The sequence below is a fragment of the Gracilimonas qinghaiensis genome, from assembly GCF_046602855.1.
Classification (GTDB): domain Bacteria; phylum Bacteroidota; class Rhodothermia; order Balneolales; family Balneolaceae; genus Gracilimonas.
Map to the genome: position 1 here is coordinate 583436 of NZ_JBKINJ010000001.1, position 19551 is coordinate 602986.

General features: G+C 43.0%; 18 protein-coding genes. 8 read left to right on the top strand and 10 right to left on the bottom strand.

Translation table 11 applies throughout. The annotated features are described in order from the left end of the window. Positions 1-36: 36 nt before the first annotated feature. The 3 genes from ACKGJO_RS02665 to ACKGJO_RS02675 all read right to left on the bottom strand — a co-directional run bounded on the left by ACKGJO_RS02665 (position 37) and on the right by ACKGJO_RS02675 (position 3029). Positions 37-597 carry a helix-turn-helix domain-containing protein gene (locus tag ACKGJO_RS02665; RefSeq protein WP_411321849.1) on the bottom strand — a complete coding sequence of 187 codons (561 nt, stop codon included), beginning with the start codon at positions 595-597 and terminating at the stop codon, positions 37-39. Between the two features lie 220 nt (positions 598-817). Further along, positions 818-2107 (bottom strand): ABC transporter permease, encoded by a 1290-nt coding sequence (locus tag ACKGJO_RS02670; protein WP_411321850.1) that lies wholly within the window; start codon positions 2105-2107, stop codon positions 818-820. A gap of 1 nt (position 2108) precedes the next feature. Continuing rightward, positions 2109-3029 carry an ABC transporter ATP-binding protein gene (locus tag ACKGJO_RS02675; protein ID WP_411321851.1) on the bottom strand — a complete coding sequence of 307 codons (921 nt, stop codon included), beginning with the start codon at positions 3027-3029 and terminating at the stop codon, positions 2109-2111. Between the two features lie 218 nt (positions 3030-3247). Here ACKGJO_RS02675 and ACKGJO_RS02680 point away from each other — a divergent pair, with 218 nt between their 5' ends. Together ACKGJO_RS02680 and ACKGJO_RS02685 are read left to right on the top strand one after the other, a co-directional pair. Then, positions 3248-4687, top strand: coding sequence for a glycogen synthase (locus tag ACKGJO_RS02680; RefSeq protein ID WP_411321852.1), 1440 nt, complete (start codon positions 3248-3250; stop codon positions 4685-4687). Between the two features lie 10 nt (positions 4688-4697). After that, positions 4698-5972: a glucose-1-phosphate adenylyltransferase gene (locus ACKGJO_RS02685; protein WP_411321853.1), complete on the top strand. Its 1275-nt coding sequence runs from the start codon at positions 4698-4700 to the stop codon at positions 5970-5972. 238 nt (positions 5973-6210) lie between these two features. On the opposite strand, the gene sucD is transcribed toward ACKGJO_RS02685, so the two are convergent. Then, positions 6211-7086, bottom strand: a complete 876-nt coding sequence (gene sucD / locus ACKGJO_RS02690; protein WP_411321854.1) for a succinate--CoA ligase subunit alpha — start codon at positions 7084-7086, stop codon at positions 6211-6213. A 223-nt stretch (positions 7087-7309) separates the two neighbouring features. Here sucD and ACKGJO_RS02695 point away from each other — a divergent pair, with 223 nt between their 5' ends. Next, on the top strand, positions 7310-7516 hold the full coding sequence (locus ACKGJO_RS02695; protein ID WP_411321855.1) for a hypothetical protein: 207 nt from the start codon (positions 7310-7312) through the stop codon (positions 7514-7516). Positions 7517-7823: 307 nt separating this feature from the next. Here ACKGJO_RS02695 and ACKGJO_RS02700 read toward each other — a convergent pair whose 3' ends face one another. Then, a complete protein-coding gene (locus ACKGJO_RS02700) occupies positions 7824-8513 on the bottom strand; it encodes a hypothetical protein (protein WP_411321856.1) in 690 nt (229 codons plus the stop codon). A gap of 162 nt (positions 8514-8675) precedes the next feature. On the opposite strand from ACKGJO_RS02700, the gene ACKGJO_RS02705 reads away from it, so the two are divergent. Both ACKGJO_RS02705 and ACKGJO_RS02710 read left to right on the top strand, forming a co-directional pair. Further along, positions 8676-9644, top strand: coding sequence for a proline iminopeptidase-family hydrolase (locus ACKGJO_RS02705; protein WP_411321857.1), 969 nt, complete (start codon positions 8676-8678; stop codon positions 9642-9644). A gap of 386 nt (positions 9645-10030) precedes the next feature. Further along, positions 10031-10708: a class I SAM-dependent methyltransferase gene (locus ACKGJO_RS02710; protein ID WP_411321858.1), complete on the top strand. Its 678-nt coding sequence runs from the start codon at positions 10031-10033 to the stop codon at positions 10706-10708. Positions 10709-10873: 165 nt separating this feature from the next. Here the strand turns inward: ACKGJO_RS02710 and ACKGJO_RS02715 are convergent, their stop codons facing one another. From ACKGJO_RS02715 to ACKGJO_RS02730, 4 genes are all read right to left on the bottom strand, one after another. Then, positions 10874-11404, bottom strand: a complete 531-nt coding sequence (locus tag ACKGJO_RS02715; RefSeq protein ID WP_411321859.1) for a hypothetical protein — start codon at positions 11402-11404, stop codon at positions 10874-10876. Positions 11405-11469: 65 nt separating this feature from the next. Beyond that, positions 11470-11874 carry a hypothetical protein gene (locus ACKGJO_RS02720; RefSeq protein ID WP_411321860.1) on the bottom strand — a complete coding sequence of 135 codons (405 nt, stop codon included), beginning with the start codon at positions 11872-11874 and terminating at the stop codon, positions 11470-11472. A 218-nt stretch (positions 11875-12092) separates the two neighbouring features. After that, positions 12093-13538: an amidohydrolase family protein gene (locus ACKGJO_RS02725; RefSeq protein ID WP_411321861.1), complete on the bottom strand. Its 1446-nt coding sequence runs from the start codon at positions 13536-13538 to the stop codon at positions 12093-12095. A gap of 360 nt (positions 13539-13898) precedes the next feature. Further along, entirely contained in the window at positions 13899-16154 is a 2256-nt protein-coding gene (locus ACKGJO_RS02730; RefSeq protein ID WP_411321862.1) for a PAS domain-containing sensor histidine kinase, read from the bottom strand. A gap of 700 nt (positions 16155-16854) precedes the next feature. Between ACKGJO_RS02730 and ACKGJO_RS02735 the strand changes: the two genes are divergently transcribed. Then, positions 16855-18084 (top strand): serine hydrolase domain-containing protein, encoded by a 1230-nt coding sequence (locus ACKGJO_RS02735; protein ID WP_411321863.1) that lies wholly within the window; start codon positions 16855-16857, stop codon positions 18082-18084. 255 nt (positions 18085-18339) lie between these two features. Beyond that, entirely contained in the window at positions 18340-18729 is a 390-nt protein-coding gene (locus tag ACKGJO_RS02740) for an HU family DNA-binding protein (RefSeq protein WP_411321864.1), read from the top strand. A gap of 148 nt (positions 18730-18877) precedes the next feature. On the opposite strand, the gene ACKGJO_RS02745 is transcribed toward ACKGJO_RS02740, so the two are convergent. Beyond that, positions 18878-19114, bottom strand: a complete 237-nt coding sequence (locus ACKGJO_RS02745; protein WP_411323269.1) for a GIY-YIG nuclease family protein — start codon at positions 19112-19114, stop codon at positions 18878-18880. Here ACKGJO_RS02745 and ACKGJO_RS02750 point away from each other — a divergent pair. Further along, positions 19049-19225, top strand: a complete 177-nt coding sequence (locus ACKGJO_RS02750) for a hypothetical protein (RefSeq protein WP_411323289.1) — start codon at positions 19049-19051, stop codon at positions 19223-19225. The genes ACKGJO_RS02745 and ACKGJO_RS02750 overlap by 66 nt on opposite strands. Positions 19226-19551: the final 326 nt, after the last annotated feature.

Below are 19551 nucleotides of genomic sequence, written 5' to 3' on the forward strand. Positions count from 1 at the left end.
ACTGTTTTTTTATTATTAAAGCAGAGTATTAAAAAGCTATAGGTCTTCCAGATTCCCCAATCGCTTCTTCTTCAGCTTTTTGAAAAAGGAGGGAGTGAGTCCGGTGACCTTTTTGAATTGATTGGAAAGATGTGCAACGCTGCTGTAATGTAATTTCTGTGCTATCTCAGTAATATTCAATTCATCGTACAGGATCAGTTCTTTAGCTCTTTCGATCTTGTGCTTGATGATGAACTGCTGAATAGTCACACCTTTAACTTCTGAAAAGATATCTGACAAATAGTTGTAGTCTTTGCCTACTTGTTTGCTGATATAGTCCGAATAGTTTTCTATTGGTTCTTCTTCTGAATGGTGAACCATATTTATGATCACGGTTTTGATCTCATCGATCAGGATCTGCTTTTTATCATCCAAAAGTTCTAATCCAGATTTAAGCAGGTTAGATTTTAACTGCTCCCGCTGTTCAGCTGTGATCTTTTCAAGGATCTCTATAGTTCCCAGATCTACGTTCACATAATGTAGTCCAATTTTTTTCAGTTCTTCCTTAACCAGTAATTTACACCTCAGACTCACCATATATTTTATATACAATTTCATAAATCTCTCCAGTATTCTAGGAAAAACCTGCTGATTCCTTCCCGTTAAGATAACTGTTTGTCCTGTAATAATTTAATTTGGGCTTCACAGCTTGTAAATGGATCGAAACAGGTTAGAAGAACAGGCGAGAATGAAATCGATACTTGCGAAGTTGATAATTAAAGGGGGACAAATTACAGTTTGTCCCCCGCTATTCTAGAATTGGTTTCAACAACATGCATCAACTTTGTCTGATCCATTTAGCCAGATCTTTGAAACTTGGCTTTTTACCGTACATCAGAATGCCCACTCGATAGATACGGGCGGCCAGCCACATGATGCCGAGAAAGGTCAGTATCATGAGTAGAATGGATAACACGATCTGCCAAGCCGGGACCGAAGTCGAAGCAATTCTTGAGATCATGTTTATGGGGGATGTTAACGGAAAAATGGACACAAAAGTTGAGAGCGACGAATCCGGTGCCTGCATCACTTTTGTATTCAGGAAATAAGCAATGAAGATCGGCATACCCACAATTGGCATAAATTGTTGTGTATCCTGTTCGTTATCAACGGCAGCGCCAATGGCTGCAAACATGGCACTGTATATCAGGAAGCCAAGGAAGAAGAATAGTAGGAAATAGATAAAAATGGCAGGTTCTATAACTAAGTTATCCAACAATGCCGGGTCAAAAGTCTCACTTGTCGCTTCTGCGGGAAGTGAGTCCATTTGTGCATTTACTATCATAGCTGCAACCGGAGCTGCTGCAATAGAGAGGCCGGTGTAGAACAAGATCCAGATGCCAAACTGAGTGAGTGCTATTGAAAGAACACCGAATAACTTACCAAACATGAGTTCAATGGGTTTAACCGAAGAGGCGATCACTTCCAAAACACGGTTCGTTTTTTCCTCGATCACGCTGCGCATGAGCAACGCTCCGTAGAAAAAGATCCCAAAGAAGATGAGCAGACCAAGTACAAACCCAAGTGCAGAGGCGAATACGGTATTGTCTTCAGATTCTCCCTCTTCGGTAAGTTTAACGGCCTCCAATCCGGTACGGGTTTCAAAGATATCCCGAATTTCTTCGGGTACATTCTGCCGTGTTAATCGTTCTTCCCGAACGGCTTCCCTGAGGTCTGATCTAACGGCTGATAAAAAGCTGAGTCCTCCGCTTCCGCCATGCACCAGGGTAGGTGATTTGGAGTGTTCGATCACAGAATCAGACAGCACGATATAACCATCCAGATCGCCAGCCATGACATCGGTTCGAAGGCTTTCAACTGATTGATCGCTTACATCAAAGTATCGGGTGTCATTCAGTTCAATTAACCTTTCAACGAGTACATTGGTCTCATCCAATATTCCAATACGCTTTTCAACTTCAGTCTCGGAAATGCTGATGTATACGATGATGCCCATGAAGGCAACAAAGGCAAGGGGAGTCAGTGCGGTGATGATGATGAACGACTTACTCTTTACACGCGTGAGGTATTCTCTTTTCAGTACCAGCCAGATCTTGTGTAAACTCATCTTATTTGATCTCCTCTTCTTTAATGTTGTCTTCTCCCACTGTGGAAATGAATATGTCAGTCAATGATGGCTGAATGCGCTCAAATTTATGGATCTCGGAATGATCCATGGCCAGTTTCAGAATATCCTGCATGTTCTGGTCATTCAGAACGCGGATCTCAGCAAAGTTCGTTGACCGATTGTTGATACGTACATCCTCAAGTTTATCGAGGAAGGAACCGTCACCCTCAAATTCCAGGTTGATGGTATTTTCGCCAAAGGAAGACTTGATCTCTCTGAGCTTGCCGGTTAGCACCGCTTTTCCATTATTAAATAGGCAGATATCGTCACACATTTGCTCTACCTGTTCCATACGGTGCGTGGAGAATAAGATGGTCTTCCCATTATCACGCAGCTCTATGATGATCTCTTTTAAGGTTTCACTGTTGATGGGATCCAGTCCACTGAATGGCTCATCAAAAATATAGATATCAGGATCATGAGCGATGGTGGCAATGAACTGTATCTTCTGTGACATACCCTTTGAAAGTTCACTGATCTCTTTCTTTTTCCACTCGGTGGCATCAAAACGGTCTAGCCAGTAATTGATAGCGTCCTTCGCATCGTTACTGTTCATGCCCTTCAGTTGCGTCAAATACATCAGCTGATCCATGACCTTCATTTTTTTATATAAGCCACGTTCTTCAGGCATATAGCCGATCATTTTCTGGGTTGCGGGGCTTGCCACGATCCCATTTATTACAATGGATCCTGTATCAGGAGTGAGGATGTAATTGATCATTCGGATCGTAGTGGTCTTTCCGGCTCCGTTTGGACCCAATAGCCCAAATATCCGACCCTTATGGACTTCAAAACTGACGTCATTCACCGCCCGGGTGTTGCCAAACGATTTACTGATGCCGTTTACTTGTATTATTGCCATGTTGTGATATTCTTGTTGATAGAAAATTAATGGTTCAGATGATAACCAAAATGATTGAAGATGCAGAATCCAATATTCGCATAGATCTATACAATATTTATTAATAAATCATAAAATTTAGCCCAATAAACCCTTATTTATTTTGGAAGATGCCTAAAGATTTCTTATTTCTCATTACAGACAACTAAACGGAAAAACAGTTTAAAAGTTACAGTAAAATGCACATTGTTCATCTGAGTGCAGAATGTTATCCTGCTGCTAAAGCAGGCGGACTCGCAGATGTGGTTGGCTCACTTCCAAAATACCTGAATCAGATAGGTCACCATTGCGAGGTTATCATTCCAAAGTATTACAACATCTGGATGGGGCAGCAGAGTTTCGATGTGGTCCACGAAGGCTCCTTCATGATGGGGCCGGAGGAAGTTTATTATTCAATACAAAAGCTTGAGAACAATGAACTCGGGTTTCCTTTCTATGTGATCGATATTCCAGGCAGGTTCGATCGTCCCGGTATTTATATTGACCCGTGGTCGGGACACGGATATTGGGATGAACTCGAGCGATTTGTGAGCTTTCAGATCGCCTCGCTTGAGTGGTTGAATATACGGAATGAGGATCCTGATCTTATTCATTGCCACGATCATCATACGGGACTTATCCCATTTATGACCTCACAATGCAATCGCTATCGTGATATGAGTGATACACCAACGGTCATAACAGTACACAATGCAGAGTATCACGGGGTGCATGATATTGAGAAGTATCGACTGTTGCCCGCCTTCAATATTGATGACCTGGGGTTGCTTGAGTGGGATGGCAGGTTTAATTCACTGGCTACCGGTTTAAAGTGCGCCTGGAAGATCACGACCGTTTCCAAGAATTACATGAAAGAGCTTACTGAAAACAGTAATGGCCTTGAAATGTTGTTTGAGTACGAACGGGGAAAATCTACCGGTATCGTCAATGGTATCGATACGGAAGTTTGGGATCCTTCTACAGATGACTATGTGGAGCACAACTTCAGTTACAGGAATCGCAAGAAGGGTAAAAGCCTGAATAAAAAATATTTGTGTGAGCATTTTGAACTCGATCCGGAGCATCCAACCATTGCTTTTATTGGCCGGCTGGTTCGTGAAAAGGGAGCAGACCTGTTACCGGATCTCTTCAGGCAGGTTATGTACTCAGATCGGGAAGTAAATTTCATCTTGCTGGGAACCGGTGATCCTCAGCTGCATGATATCTTTACGCAAATGGAAGGCAATCACATGGGCTATTTTGATGCCACCCTCGAGTATAATGAAAAGCTGGCGCATCAGATCTATGCCGGCTCAGATTTTATTATCATGCCTTCCAGGGTTGAACCGTGCGGACTAAATCAAATGTTTGCTATGCGTTATGGAACGGTGCCAATTGTGAGATCCGTTGGTGGATTAAAGGATACAGTAAAGGATATTTCAGAAGAAGGCGGCTATGGTATCACTTTTGAGGACTTCAGTCTGGAGGCTGCCTCTAAAGCCATCAGCCGCGCAGTGGATCTTTACAAAGATTCTCAAAGATATTCAGGGGTTTTAAGTAAAATAATGAAGCTGGATTTCTCCTGGAAGCGTTCGGCAGAAGAATACGAAGAAATGTATAAATCACTATTAAAGGATTAAAGAGGGTATTATGAAAAGTTCATCCGTTGTATCAGTCATTCTTGGCGGGGGAAGAGGAACACGGCTGTTCCCATTAACAGACCACCGTTCTAAGCCGGCAGTACCGGTTGGCGGTAAGTACCGTTTGGTGGATATCCCGATCTCGAACTGTCTGAATTCAAATATTCGCCGAATTTATGTGTTGACACAATTCAACTCAGCTTCGCTTAACAGACATATCAAGAACACGTATAACTTTGATGTATTCAGCAGTGGTTTTGTTGATATCCTGGCTGCTGAGCAAACACCTGATAATACGGGTTGGTTTCAGGGAACCGCTGATGCTGTACGTCAATCTCTGCATCATATGGCGAATCATGAGCATGACTATGTTCTGATCCTTTCCGGTGACCAGCTCTATCAGATGGATTATCGTAAAATGATAGAGCGTCATCAGGAAAACAATGCCGACCTGACCGTGGCCACTATTCCGGTAAATGCCGAAGATGCTACAGGTTTTGGGATCATGAAGACCAACAAAGAAGGATTGATCGAGGATTTTGTCGAAAAACCTTCCATAGACGAGCTGGGCGGCTGGAAGTCAGAAGTGCCGGAGCAGTATAGCTCCCAAGGCAAGGATTATCTGGCTTCTATGGGTATTTATATATTCAATCGAAAAGTGTTGAATAAGCTGTTCAGTGATAACCCTGACGCCATAGATTTCGGTAAAGAGCTCATTCCAAAATGTGTTCACGGAGATCAGAAGGTTTCGAGTTATGAATTCGGAGGCTATTGGACCGACATTGGAACCATCAAGTCATTTTTTGACGCCAATCTATCTCTGGCTGATACCATCCCTGAGTTCAACTTATACGACAATGAGAATTTCATCTATACCCGTGCACGTTTACTTCCACCATCGAAATTAACCGGTACAACCCTTGAACACGCACTTGTAGCTGAGGGCTGTATCATTGAAGCGAGCCGTATAGAACGGTCGGTGGTTGGGATCCGGTCCCGTATTGGAAAAGGTACATCCATTGAAAATTCAATTGTGATGGGTAACGATATATTCCAGGCGAGAGAGGATATTGATAATGCCAGTCCTGACAAGCCTGCTATGGGAATTGGTCACCGTTGCTATCTGAGCAACTGTATCATTGATCGGAATGTAAGGATCGGTAATGATGTCAGAATTGTAGGTGGAGATCATCTCGAAGATGGCGATCATAAATATCATTATGTACGAGATGGCATCGTGATCGTGAAGAAGAAAACCACTATCCCGGATGGGACTACGATCTGATAAGATCTGAGAAAATTAATTCAATAATTAATTTTGGTGTTTTCATTCATTAATGAGTTTAAAGTATTTGAAAAGGTAGTATTTCTTATTTGTATGAGACTTAAAAGTTCATACTAAGAAAATCTCAGAATCACTGACAACCTCGATCATCCGGAAGTTTTAAATAAGATAATTAAATGAAAAAAGCCTCAACCCGAAAGGGAAGAGGCTTTTTAGTTTCTTAGGCAAACTGAAGGGTTTATGCGGTTTCCAGCATTTTCTTCAGTGTGATGCCGATCTCGGCAGGACTGTCAACCACAGTAATACCAGCAGCAGCTAGTGACTTCTTCTTCTCCTGAGCGGTTCCTTTACCACCGGAGATGATAGCACCGGCATGACCCATACGTCGGCCGGGAGGGGCTGTAGAACCTGCAATGAAAGCAACAACAGGCTTATTGCAATTGTCTTTGATCCATTCGCCTGCTTCTTCTTCAGCGGTACCGCCGATCTCTCCGATCAATACGATAGCTTCGGTGTCAGGATCATCATTCAGCAACTTAACGGCATCAAGGTGATTGGTTCCAATAACCGGGTCACCGCCAATACCGATGGCTGTACTTTGTCCCAATCCTTCTTTGGTAAGCTGATCAACAGCTTCGTAAGTGAGCGTTCCGGAACGGGAGATCAATCCGACTTTACCTTCAGTAAAGATGTTTCCCGGCATAATTCCAACTTTGGCTTCACCCGGAGTGATAACACCGGGGCAGTTAGGCCCGATCAATGTAGCACCGTGACTCTTCACGATCTGTTTGGCTACGATCATGTCTTTGACCGGTATACCCTCTGTAATACAAATAATGGTCTTGATGCCTGCAAAAGCTGCCTCAGTGATGGCATCACCTGCAAAGGCAGGGGGCACAAAAATAATGGATGTGTTGGCATCAGCCTCTTCAACGGCATCTGCAACAGTATTAAAAACAGGTCGGTCTAAATGGGTTTGTCCACCTTTTCCGGGAGTCACACCACCAACTACGTTGGTACCGTACTCGATCATTTGTTCCGCATGAAAGCTACCTTCACTACCGGTAATTCCTTGTACGATCAGGCGGGTGTCATTTCCAACTAATACGCTCATCTTGTCTTTTTTGAGGTTCAAATTTGGGCTTGGGAATATAGCATCATTAAGAGCGAATTGAAATGGTTATTTGTAAATGAACGTATAGTTTCATGGTGTTGATAGAAAAAATTCAGTGAAACTGATAAAATGGCCCTTTAATCTGCAGAACCTTCAAATGAACTACATAAATCTGTGTTATGTTATATAGGCAGAATCAAGAAAATCATAAATCAGGAGCATCATGAGTTTGAAGAATAAAACACAAAAAGAACTGGAAGCTAAAATAGAAGAAATAGAGGAACTGATACACAAAAAAGGAGTTGGCTCTGATTATCTATCCAGGGCTGAACGCATTCAGCGTGATGTGAATCTTGCCCTTGTGTTAGGTGGAACGGCTGCCATACTCGGCGTCACCGCATGGAGTATCTATAAGCTTAAAGGTGAATAGATCTAAATTTTTAACATAGACTTTCTGAAAAGGTTTAAAAGAATCCATGAACTTAAAACATTCGTGGATTTTTTTGAGTCTAATATGGTTGAGGATATGCCATGGATCTCTTAAGTGAGCCCAAAATGAGTAAAAGGGCTATCAACTTTGATTTAAGATCTTGAATATTGAGTATGTTCTTGCTTGATCGGAGTGGATTGCCCTCAATGGAAGTCAGAGACTTCCTGAGCATAAACTTTTCAGTCACCGCTTCGCTCAAGACTGAAAAGATTTATCTGGAGCCAGTTCATATAAAGAGGAGAATAGCTTACTTTTTTTCATTAAACATACTCGGATTCTTATCTATGAAAGAGCGGATCCAATCCTTGAGAAAGAAGCTTTTGTTCCGGCGCAGGTACCCGTAGCCGGCAAAGGTAATAAGAAATGCGCCAAGAGCATTCACAATGATATCCCACATAGTGTCTGTAAGACCCGATGGGTCACCTATCATTTCTTTTTGCATGTTCATGCCGAAGATCTGATCCATGCCAAATTCAAAGATCTCCCAGATAGAACCAATAGCCAGGGCAAAGGTAAAGGCAAAAAAGGCAATGAAGCCGGGCGTCAGGTTCACATGCACGTGTTTACTTTCGTTCAGTACATACACCAGGATAAATCCAAGGATTCCCATCAGCAGCCCGGCCGAGGCGTGAAGAGCTATATCCCACCACCACACTCGGTAGTAGAAGTCCTGCACTTCACCCAGATAAAAAGAAGCAAAGACAAAAAAGACAGCAGTTAGGTGCAGTTCTGCGGGAATCTCCATTTTTAGCTTATTCCGAAACAAAATAGGAGAAAAGACGGTGGCAATGATGAGCGTTACCAGAAAAAGAGAAAGCCAGCTTTGGTCAAGTAATAGCAGGAACCACTCCACGGTTAGCAACAATAACATGATCCGAATGATAATTCGGTGGATACGATATTCACGGCTTTGAAATTCGGGAAGAGGATTTTCCATGTCAGCTAACATAGTAACTGAAATACACATAAAAAAGGGCTCTGCAAAAGAGCTATGCCTCAGTAGGCAATGAATAAGGATTAAGTACTTTCTTTTGTGAGGCCGGTTACATATATATATGGGAAATGAACATTTTAAACATCCATAATCAGGGGTAAAACCATGGCAGAGAAAAATGACTATTTAGATTATTCCGGCTCTTCAGATCAATTTACAGGAGGCATTAACATGATACCGATCTCCACCCCCAAAGGAGAGTTCAAAGTTTGGACAAAACGAGTGGGGAATAATCCAAGGATCAAAGTACTTTTACTTCATGGCGGACCGGGAGCCACTCACGAGCTTTATGAGTGTTTTGATGGCTATCTGCCGTATGAGGGTATTGAATACATCTATTACGATCAGCTTGGGTCTTATTACAGCGATCAGCCGAGTGGTGAAGAACTCTGGACCATCGATCGCTTTGTGGATGAAGTTGACCAGGTGCGAAAAGCCTTGAACCTGAACAAGGATAATTTCTACCTCCTGGGACAGTCATGGGGAGGAATTCTGGCTTTGGAATATGCTTTAAAGCATCAGGATAAACTGAAAGGCCTGATCATCTCAAACATGATGTCTGACGTAAAAGCCTATAATAAGTATGCTAAAGAAGAACTAGGTCCCCAGATGCCGGCTGAGGTGTTTGAGGAAATTCTTGAGATCGAAGAAAATGAAGATTTCGAAAATCCGCGTTATGAAGAATTGCTCATGAAGCATCATTATGTGGATCACGTTCTTAGGATGCCTTTGGATAAATGGCCGAATTCCATCACCAGAACCTTCGATCACCTGAATCCTGAGGTGTATGAATATATGCAGGGACCCAGCGAGTTTGGTATAACCGGCAACGCTACTTTAAGTGACTGGGACCGTTCGAAAGACCTGCCTGAAATTAAAATTCCGACCCTGACGATCGGCGGAACCCACGATACCATGGATCCAAAGCATATGGAGTGGATGGCAGAAGAAGTACAAAATGGTCGTTATTTGCATTGCCCGGAGGGAAGTCATTTGTCTCAGTATGATGATCAGAAAACGTACATCAATGGACTGGTAGATTTTCTGAAAGATGTGGACAGCAGTTTGCTTTAAGGGGGCTTGGAGCGAAGATTATACTATTTTACCTTTCAGATCTGAGAGATCAGATTATATATACATATGATAGTATCTTTTCGGTTTTCGCTTCGCTCAATACCGGCATTATCTCAAACATTGGGACCAGTGGGATAACTGATCCAAATTTCATTTACAATAGCTCTTTTGGCAAACTTAGATCGTAATATCAGCAGCTGGTCTTAACAAAGTACAGAGTCAAGAGGGCATCCTGGAACAATCCTGCTCCTTAGGTTTAGGAAGATTGTTTGATCTGTGAATGATCGACCGGCGACCGACCGATCTTCGAAATTGGCGAAAGTATACTTTTTGTAACACGTAGAATGACCCGCAATGTATATTTTGCAAAGACCAAAACAGTGTAAATGACAAAGAAAAAGAATCATACAAAAAAAGTAAAGGAACCCTGGCCAACCAAAGAGGCCATGGAACAGATCTATGAAATGAAACTTTGGGGTGGAAGTGAATCTGATTTCTATTCAGGAACAGGATCTCATCACCCTGAAATGATAGATCCGTACATCGAGGTGGTAAGTTCTTTTTTAAGTTCTTTTGAAAAGCCTCCGGTGGTTTGTGATCTGGGCTGTGGAGACTTCAATGTTGGCAAAGCATTGATCAAGCATACCGAAAAGTTTGTTGGGGTCGATATAGTTGAAGATCTCATAGAACGTAATAAAAGAATATTCAAAGCTGACCACTTAGAATTCAAATGCCTGGATATAGCAAATGATACACTGCCATGCGGTGACTGCGCTTTGCTTAGGCAAGTACTGCAACATCTGTCGAATGCTGAGATAGAAAGGTTAATGCCTAAATTGTATAATTATGAGTATGTAATAGTAACTGAGCATATTCCGGAGGGTGATTTCAAGCCAAACATAGATATTATTTCCGGACAGGGGATCAGGTTGAAAAAGCAAAGCGGGGTAGATCTGCTGGCTCCACCTTTTTGCCTTAAAGTTAACCAGGCAAAACCGCTTTCGACGGTACCCTATCAAGAGGGTAAGGGGATCCTGGTTACCACGCTTTACAAAATGTTTTAAGCAGCAATTGCAAGATCAAGCAAGGGCGATAACGTTGAATTTCGGCTCAGGCTTCAGGGCACTTAGATGAGGTGGGTTAACCAGGCAAGTCAGAGACATACGTTCCGCAACTTATCAGCCATCTTCTTACTGAAGTTGAGTAAGACCCGATGGGCAGGCAGAATGTCATTTTGTAACTGTAAACTCAATATATTGCCCATCTATGTTCATGAATTGCGTATTGAGTAGATAGGCAGCACAAGCTGTAGGGTCTGAAGGACCCAGATAAATTTTTCCATATTTTGATTTTGAATAGGTCCCAAGCTTGTCGAGAGTGATCTGCACTTCCAGTTCGTACATTCCGGTTTGGGAATTATAAGGTAGAATAAACCAGTGTGAATATTCTCCCTGATTTCCTTTGATAAATGTGAGTGAATTTTCAACAAACAGATCATCACCGTCTAAAACAACCAGCGCCGTTTCATCCCCGGTTGCATCGAGTAGATTTACCGGGTCGCTAAAATAGCTATTGGAAGCAGGAAGGTTAATGGCAACAGTCAATTTTGTTCCCTGTTGATACGAGCCTTGAAGCGGTATTAAAGACATGATGTCGGCAATATTCTCTTCTCCAATATTTTGAAAAGTCACACAATCTTCTTCACAGGTGGTCATGATGATCGTGGTAATCAGAGTTAAGGTTATTAAAATTATTTTCATGATTTGTGTTCCAGATAAAAAGGGTTGAAAGTGTGTGTGGGACTTCAGAGTGAATACTTCTTAAATCAAAGCTTTCTCCAATACTCAATAATTTCACTATCGTCTTCCGGGTAGGTGAATGTCAATCGATCATCTGAAAGTTGAAATTCATAGGCTCTTTGAACGTCATTATATACAAACTGAATGGTCTTGTCAGAATCTTTTAATTCAAACAATCCATTGGTTTCATAACCAACCCCGTAACTTCTGAATTCCCCTTTAAGGTCACTTGGATCGTCATCTGTTTTAAATTCAATGTAATCGCAGCATTGGATGGATAGATCTGAAATTCCATTAACGCTGCGTGAGTCAAGTTTCCATTCTCCAAGAATATCTGTTTGCTCTAAGCTGTCCATTTGTTCCGCTTCATTTACACCACAGCTTGTTAATGTTACCAAGGTGAATACAAACAGCATTCCTAAATTTTCCATCTTTACGATCTTTGACTGATATAACTATGATGCAGAGTACCCTTCAGTCTTTAAGACAATGTCTATGGAGTGTTATTCTTAAGTTAATTTTCGGTTTCTATTGATCGTAGATCTTGATCAATAGTTAGAAGATCGAAAGAGGAGGGTGAAACACGGCCAGATCGTCCATCGCATATCGGGCATTTGGTGTATTCTGGATCTTAAGAATATGCGGGAGCCTACTCGATCCAATAGCCTTCAATCATGATCCGATGGATACTTCGGGTATTTAGAATATCTTCCAGAGGGTTGTCGTCCAGCAAGAGAAAGCTGGCTGTTTTCCCTTCGTCAATAGTGCCGATTGTGTCATCTAAATTTAAAAATCGGGCCGGAATGATCGTAGCCACCCGAAGCACTTCAGCGTTTGACATACCGGCTTGTGACATGAATTCCAGCTCTTTATGGGCACTATAACCGGGTATGACCGAAGGATTTCCGGCATCTGATCCCATCATAATAGGAACGCCCGCATCATAGAAGAGTGAGAAGTTTTGAAGCATGTTGTCTTTGTGTTCGGCGGGGTCAATACCTGAACTCTTCACCATCATTTGGCGAACCGGCCAATTTTCCAGGCTGCGATGTGTTCTCTCTGAACGGTATGGCAACAAAAAAGGATCATCCAGGATCTCAGCCGATGCAGTATATTCATACATGTAGGCGATCGAAAGAGTTGGAACATAGTATATGGAATCGGCTTTCATCTTCTCAAATAAATATTTTGCATTCGTCAATACCTGATCCCCGACAGTATGAACGATCACATCCACGCGGGCATTGATAGCGTCTTCCAGGTCATCCTGCCTAGAAACATGAGCAAAGACGGGAAGATCAAATGTGGAAGCTTTTTGCACAATGTTTTGAACCATTTCATTGGATAACCGGGGTTCCGTTGATGCTCCACCCAAACCGGTCTCAACCATCACTTTTACGCCATTGAGACCGAGCTCTTTCTTTCTTGAAAATACCGCATTTAGGTCGGTTTCTTCGGTTACCGTTAGGATTCCTTGTTCATTCACGTCGATCTCATCGGCCGGTATACCGGTCATCATTGGGAGCAGCGGAATGGGATATCCTCCCGGCGCGGTAATTATATCGCCTGCAGCTAATATTTGTGGAGCTACCAGTTTATTATTCTTTTGTTTTCTGATCAGGTCCGCTGTGATCTGCTGATCAAATCCATGTCCGCCCAAAGTAAAGATCGTACTGACGCCGTACCTTGCAAATTGCTCCAGCGCCATCGGTCGGGTGGTTGAATCCGGAGCGATCAGTCCGCCACTGTTCAAATGTGCATGCATGTCGATCAAGCCGGGCATAAGAAAGCGGTTCTCGGCATCTGTTACCGTAAACCTTGTACTTAGATCTTCAGGAATAGGACCTTCAATGATCCGATCAATGATCCCATTACGCACTATCAGGTGTCGGTCTTCATGTACAATACCGGCTTCAACATCGATGATCTTTGCATTGGTGATCAGATAGTCCTGACCATCCGGGCTATATACTTTATCCGGGTCAAGTTTTAGGGTGTGTTCATAGGGATTGTTGAACCACACAAAATAGGCAGTTACCGCGGCTAACATGAGTACACCGATTGTGATGCCTAATACTTTTAAGAATCCCTTCATTGTAAGAATGATTTATACTCAGTTTAATGGATCGTTATAAACCTTAGTGCTTTTCAGGTCATAGGTAAAAGATAGGATAGTGGCCCCTGTACCCTTGGGAGCGTATATCTTAGACTAAGAACGACTAAATTAATCTAACCCGCAAATTGATTTTATATTAATCGCAACTCTGATCCTCATTTAAACCTCATAGGAGTTTGATAAGATCCGGCTTTCATCACCATTAAGTCGTCCTTCGCAATTCGGACGGTGATGAGCCGCACATCGATTGCCACCGCATTATTGAGTTTATAAGAAAGGATAAGGGCTGAAGAGATCTGTTAACGACCGCTAATCGAATGCCCGATATCTTGTTATTGTCTATATAAGAGTGCTTGAGCTGCCTTTTACGTTATCTTTCTCGAATGTCAGTGAAAATTCAGTGCCTGTTTTTAAGCTTTTATACCGGTATGTGCCATTTAATTGCTCTGTAAGCACCTGGATGATCTTAGTACCACTGGATTGGCTTTTAATCGTGAAATCATCGGGCAGGCCAATACCATCATCAGTTATTTTAATCTGGACCTGGTTTCCATGTTCGGATGTATGCACCGTGATGGTTCCGTCTTCTGCTTCGATAAAAGCGTGTTTAAGCGCATTTACAATCACTTCATTTATAATTAAGGAACAAGGAACAGCCTGATTTATATTAAGCTGAACCTGTGATAATGATAGGTCAACTGTGATTTTTTTTCCGGAATTCAGTTGAGCCACAATTTCATGGGTAAGATCTCTGACATTTTCTGAGATATCGATACTGGAAAATGATTCATGCTGATACAGCTTTTCATGAATATTCCCTATAGCATTGATTCTGGTGATGCTGTCTGAAAGTTTTTCCTGAATCTCAGGGTTTTCCTCATCAAAGACCTGTAATTGTATCATTCCGGCTACAACGGCCAGGTTGTTTTTAACGCGATGATGTATTTCGGCCAGCAATACTTCCTTTTCTTTTAATGATTGCTTCAGTTCCTCTTCTTTTTCCAACAGTTCCGTAATATCTTCTTTGATAGATACATAATGGGTGACCTCCCCGGTATTATTATCAATGATAGGTGAGATGATCTGTTTTACCGAGATCAAGTCCCCGTTTTTTTTCATATTCTGGACTTCACCGGTCCATTCTTTTCCTGACTTTATTGTATCCCAAAGGTTTTTATAAAATGCTTTTGACTCATTTCCTGAATTGAAGATCCGAGGATTTTTGCCGCGTACTTCTTCAAATGTATACCCGGTAACTTTTGTGAAATACGGGTTAACGTAAGTAATTTTTCCTTCAGCATCGGTAATAAAAACGGAGATGGAACTGGCTACGATGGCACGTTGGATCAGGTTTAACTTTTTTTCTGTTTCTTTGCGTTCGGTGATGTCCTGAGCTACCCCTACATATCGTGAAAGGTTGCCATGGTCATCATAATAGGGATGCGCTTTGTGATATAACAACCGAATACTTCCGTCAGGCCTAACAATGCGGTGTTCTATTTCTAGAATATCCTGGTTTTCTATGGCCTTCATGAACGAATAATGAAGGTATTCTGCATCATCGGGATGGATGCATTGATCCAAAAGATCATCATAAGTAGTTGGGGCACTACCGGGCTCAAGGCCAAAGATACGATGGGTCTCTTCAGACCAAATAGTGGATTGGTCGGCAACAATAAATTCCCAGCTTCCTGTTTTAGAAAGCCTCTGAGATCTTTTTAATGCATTGGTATTTTGTAGTAACTCCAGTTCAATTTTTTTACGATCGGTAATATCTTGCACCGTGCCGATAGATTGAATGACATCGCCTGAATCATTGCGATAATGGGCACACCGATCATATACATAACGAACTTCCCCGGTGTCCTGCCTGATAATACGGTGCTCGATATCATAAGTGTCTCTTCCTTCTTGTAAAGAGCCGGTATAGGCTTCATCTACGGCTGACCGATCGTCGGGATGAACAAAACAGAGAAAGCCTTCGTATGTGGCGGGAAAATCTTGCGGATCCACACCAAAAATACGGTAGGTCTCATCAGACCATGTGATTTTGTTTGTGATCAGGTCCAGCTTCCAGCTTCCGATGTGGGCCACCTGCTGGGTCCGGGATAGAAGCTGCTCGCTTTCTTTAGCTCTTTCTTTGGCTTTTAAAAGTTCAATCTCTGAATTTTTGGTCTCTGCTGTATTAAGATGTGCTCCTAACATGCGCACCGGCTTTCCGTCTTTATCACGAATTGCAAATCCATGACGACGCATCCGTACCGTTGAACCATTTTTATGGGTATATCTTACAACCTGATTATAGGGATGATCGGGATTGTCACAGTGTTTAGAGAGGTTGTCTTTTTCGACCTTAAGATCATCCCGGTTTATAATACATTGCCATGCACTTGTTTTTTGTGGCTTTGTATCAGGATCATAGCCTAATACTTCCCAGAACCTGTCATTCATCCATTCGTTTTCCGGATCTTCCAGATCCCTAAACCATAAACCATCTGCGGCATTTTCCTGGATGAAATCAAAAATACCTTCGTCGGTTTTGATCAATTCATAGAGTTCTTCTTTTAAGTAGCTAACTTTGGTTTTAATGTCCATTCCTTCTATTTAATAATCTAATCCAATATAATTTTTCGGCTCATTTTTCCAAAAATTAAGCCGGTGGTTAAACATTGACCTGTATTTACCTGCCAATGGTTTCCTACCAATATTTATAGAGTATTTATTGGGTAGATAAGAGCTATTGGTCTATTTTTAATAATTGTCCTTGTAATGAGCCAACCGATGTAAATAACAACACTCACCTATAAACGTTCCGTTTAATTTTTATAGTTTTTTAATTTTTCATTGCGGATCCGTGTTATTAAAAGATGGCTCAGCGTCAAGAAGGTATTCCTATGTAAGTGCTTGGAAACGGGGGTAAGTTGCACGTTAAAGGATATGTTTGACTAACTGTGCAGGACGGGAGACCGAGAACCGAAGACGGTGCAAGGGGAACCGAAACAGATCGGTCATAACTTGAGGTCATTCTCGCGAAGAGGGCATCTAAAGAATGCCAGTAATTCGGCAGTTTGATTTATCCACCCATTAAATTGCAGGCATAAACCGTGGAATGACCACCTATGATATTATGTACTCGGCTCAAATTTCCAGCTTCAAGATCAGTGTAAACGAGATATAAAGTTCAATGCCCAATACTATATTTCATTGAAGTCAGTTTTTTAGTATGCTTGGCAGGCATTTTATACTACACGCAATCATAACCTGAATGTCAGCTAATGCTGCATAATGTGATCCTGTGACCCGAACTCTTACTGCGTTTTTCTTACTGCTACTCATTTCCGGTTACTACATGGCCTGTACCGATCTCAAATCGGAGCCCAAGTCAGCGCCAAAAACTGACAAGGACAGTACATGGGTGATGGATGATTCCCTGGCCAATTTCCTGTCTGACTTTGAACGTGATTTTGAAGAAGGACTCAACCAAAAGCGTATTCCCGGCGCGGCGGTTGTGATCGTCAAAGATGGACGGGTGGTGTTTGAAAAGGGATTTGGTGTGAAAGAAATTGGCAAGATCGAAGAAGTAAATGAACATACGGTATTCAGGTTGGGAAGTGTATCCAAGGGCTTTGCCTCGGTGCTGGCAGGGGTGTTTGTAGATGAAGGCATTATCAGCTGGGATGAACCCGTATACCGTTATCTGAGTGAATTTCAGCTGAATGATCCGGTACAATCTGACAGGGTTCATGTAAAGCATTTACTATCGCACACTACCGGCTTGCCCCGACATGCTTATACAAATCTTGTCGAAGACGGACTGTCATTGGATCGCATTATTCCCCGTCTGGAACAAGTCCCCCTGATCGCAAGGGAAGGGGTACAAATTGCGTATCAGAATGCGGCCTATTCGGTAATAGAAAAAGTGCTGGAAGTGCAGGCCGATACCGCCTTCAATGCCCTGCTTCATGAAAAGCTCTTCAAGCCTTTGACCATGGATCATGCCTCGGCCAGCTTCGACAGTATTCGCAACGCCGCCAATAAAGCGTCTCCTCATGTGTATCATTCCCGGTCGCGCGGGCGTGTTCCCGTTCCCATTTCCCGAAAATATTATAACGCTGTGTCTTCTGGCGGCATCAATGCGTCTGCTTCCGATATGGGAAAATGGCTGCTGCTGTTAACCGGCAACTATCAGGATGTGATCTCCAAAGAAACTCTGTATAGGATCTATGAACCTTTGGCGACCATCAATAACCGGCGGTTCAGCCGTTACTGGGATGGGGTGAATAGATCGCATTACGGAATGGGATGGAGGATGCTTGATAATCACGGACAGAAGGTCGTGTATCACGGAGGCTATGTAAACGGATACCGCAGCGAGATCGCTTTTGCTCCCGATGAGGGACTGGGGATCTGCATTCTCATCAATTCGAATTCAAGCTATCCGCTGACCGTTATTCCGGATCTGTTTGAGCATTTCAGGACAGGTACAGACGGAGGACCGGAGGCAGTGGACCGGGGACCTATGTGAGAATATCGAATATCCAACAAGGAACATCCAATGTCCAAATTTTGGATGACCTAGACATTTGATGTTCGCTATTGGCTGTTCCCTTTGTACTCGTTGCTAAGTTTCGGCTTCACGATCAGGCAAACACAGGCTTATCAGCACAACATGGGCTCATTTTGATCCGTTACCCGGGGGTGAAGCTTTAATTACCCCGGGGTAATTCGAATCTTACCCGGGGGCAACACATAGAAACAAACGGTAATCGGAGGAAAGATCATGGCACTCAGATATAAGATCATACAGTCATATCGGAATACGGATAATGGCGAAAAGGAACCAATGTGGTATCCGCAGCTTACCGGTTCCCGCAAATTGGACCTGGAGGATGTGGCAGAGATCCTGGCCGGCCGCTCAACAGCCAGCCGGGCCGATGTTCACCTGGTGGTGGCGGGACTAACCGAACTTATCCCTGAATTACTTAAGGATGGGAATACCGTTCATTTAGGTGGTCTTGGTTCCTTCCGGCTTGAGGCCCGGGCTACTCCCTCTGATGCACCAGAGAAGGTCACAGCCCGCAACATCCGTGAACTTCGGGCGACCTTTGTGAGTGGTAAGACTATGAAAAAAGAGCTGAAGAACGCCCGAGTGGAAAAGGAGAGAAGGTAGAATGCCATCGATGGTCCATTTGATTGGAATTCGGTGCTGATTGACGGTTCATGAGACCGCGGGGACGATGTGAGAATATCCAACATCCAACAAGGTACATCCAATATCCAAGTTGTGGATGCCCCGGACTTAGGATGCTTAATATTTGCTATTGGTTGTTCCCCTGCTCGATCAGTGCTTCCTTATCCTGCTTTGAGAACTGCTTGATCACGTATTCGCGCTTGCAGGCGGTGGACTGATCCGCGGTTTCTTCCACATACACCATTCTTTCCGGTGGGTGGGCCCGCAGGTACCGGGCTCCGGTTCCCTTACGGTGCTGATGCCACCGCCGTATGATATGATTGGTGCAGCCGGCATACAGGCTGCCATCGGTGCATCGGATGATGTATACAAACCAGGTGTTCATGGGGAGATTATCGTGATATTAGCGCGTCTTTTGATAGGGGATGATACAGCTATTAGCTTGCAAACGCAGGTTGAAGGAGAGCTTCGGTGAAAGACGGGGGACCGAATTTGGAATATCCAATATCCAACACGGAATATCCAATGGTGAAGTAAGGGGAAACTTGGATGTTTGGTGTTGGATATTCCTTTATACTCAATGCTAAGATCCGCTTAATAATACAGTCTCTGAAGCCTGCTTTTACCGGCAGGCTCCGGCTTCTAGATCATGGGCGAGGGTTAGAGTGGGTTACTGTTCGCCCATCACAGATTGGTCATTCCCGTGAAAAAGGGGTCTCAATAGCCGCCATTATTTTTTATGATACAAACTTATTCAACCTATTTGATTTCAGGCATCACCGACAAAGATGTCGGGACTGG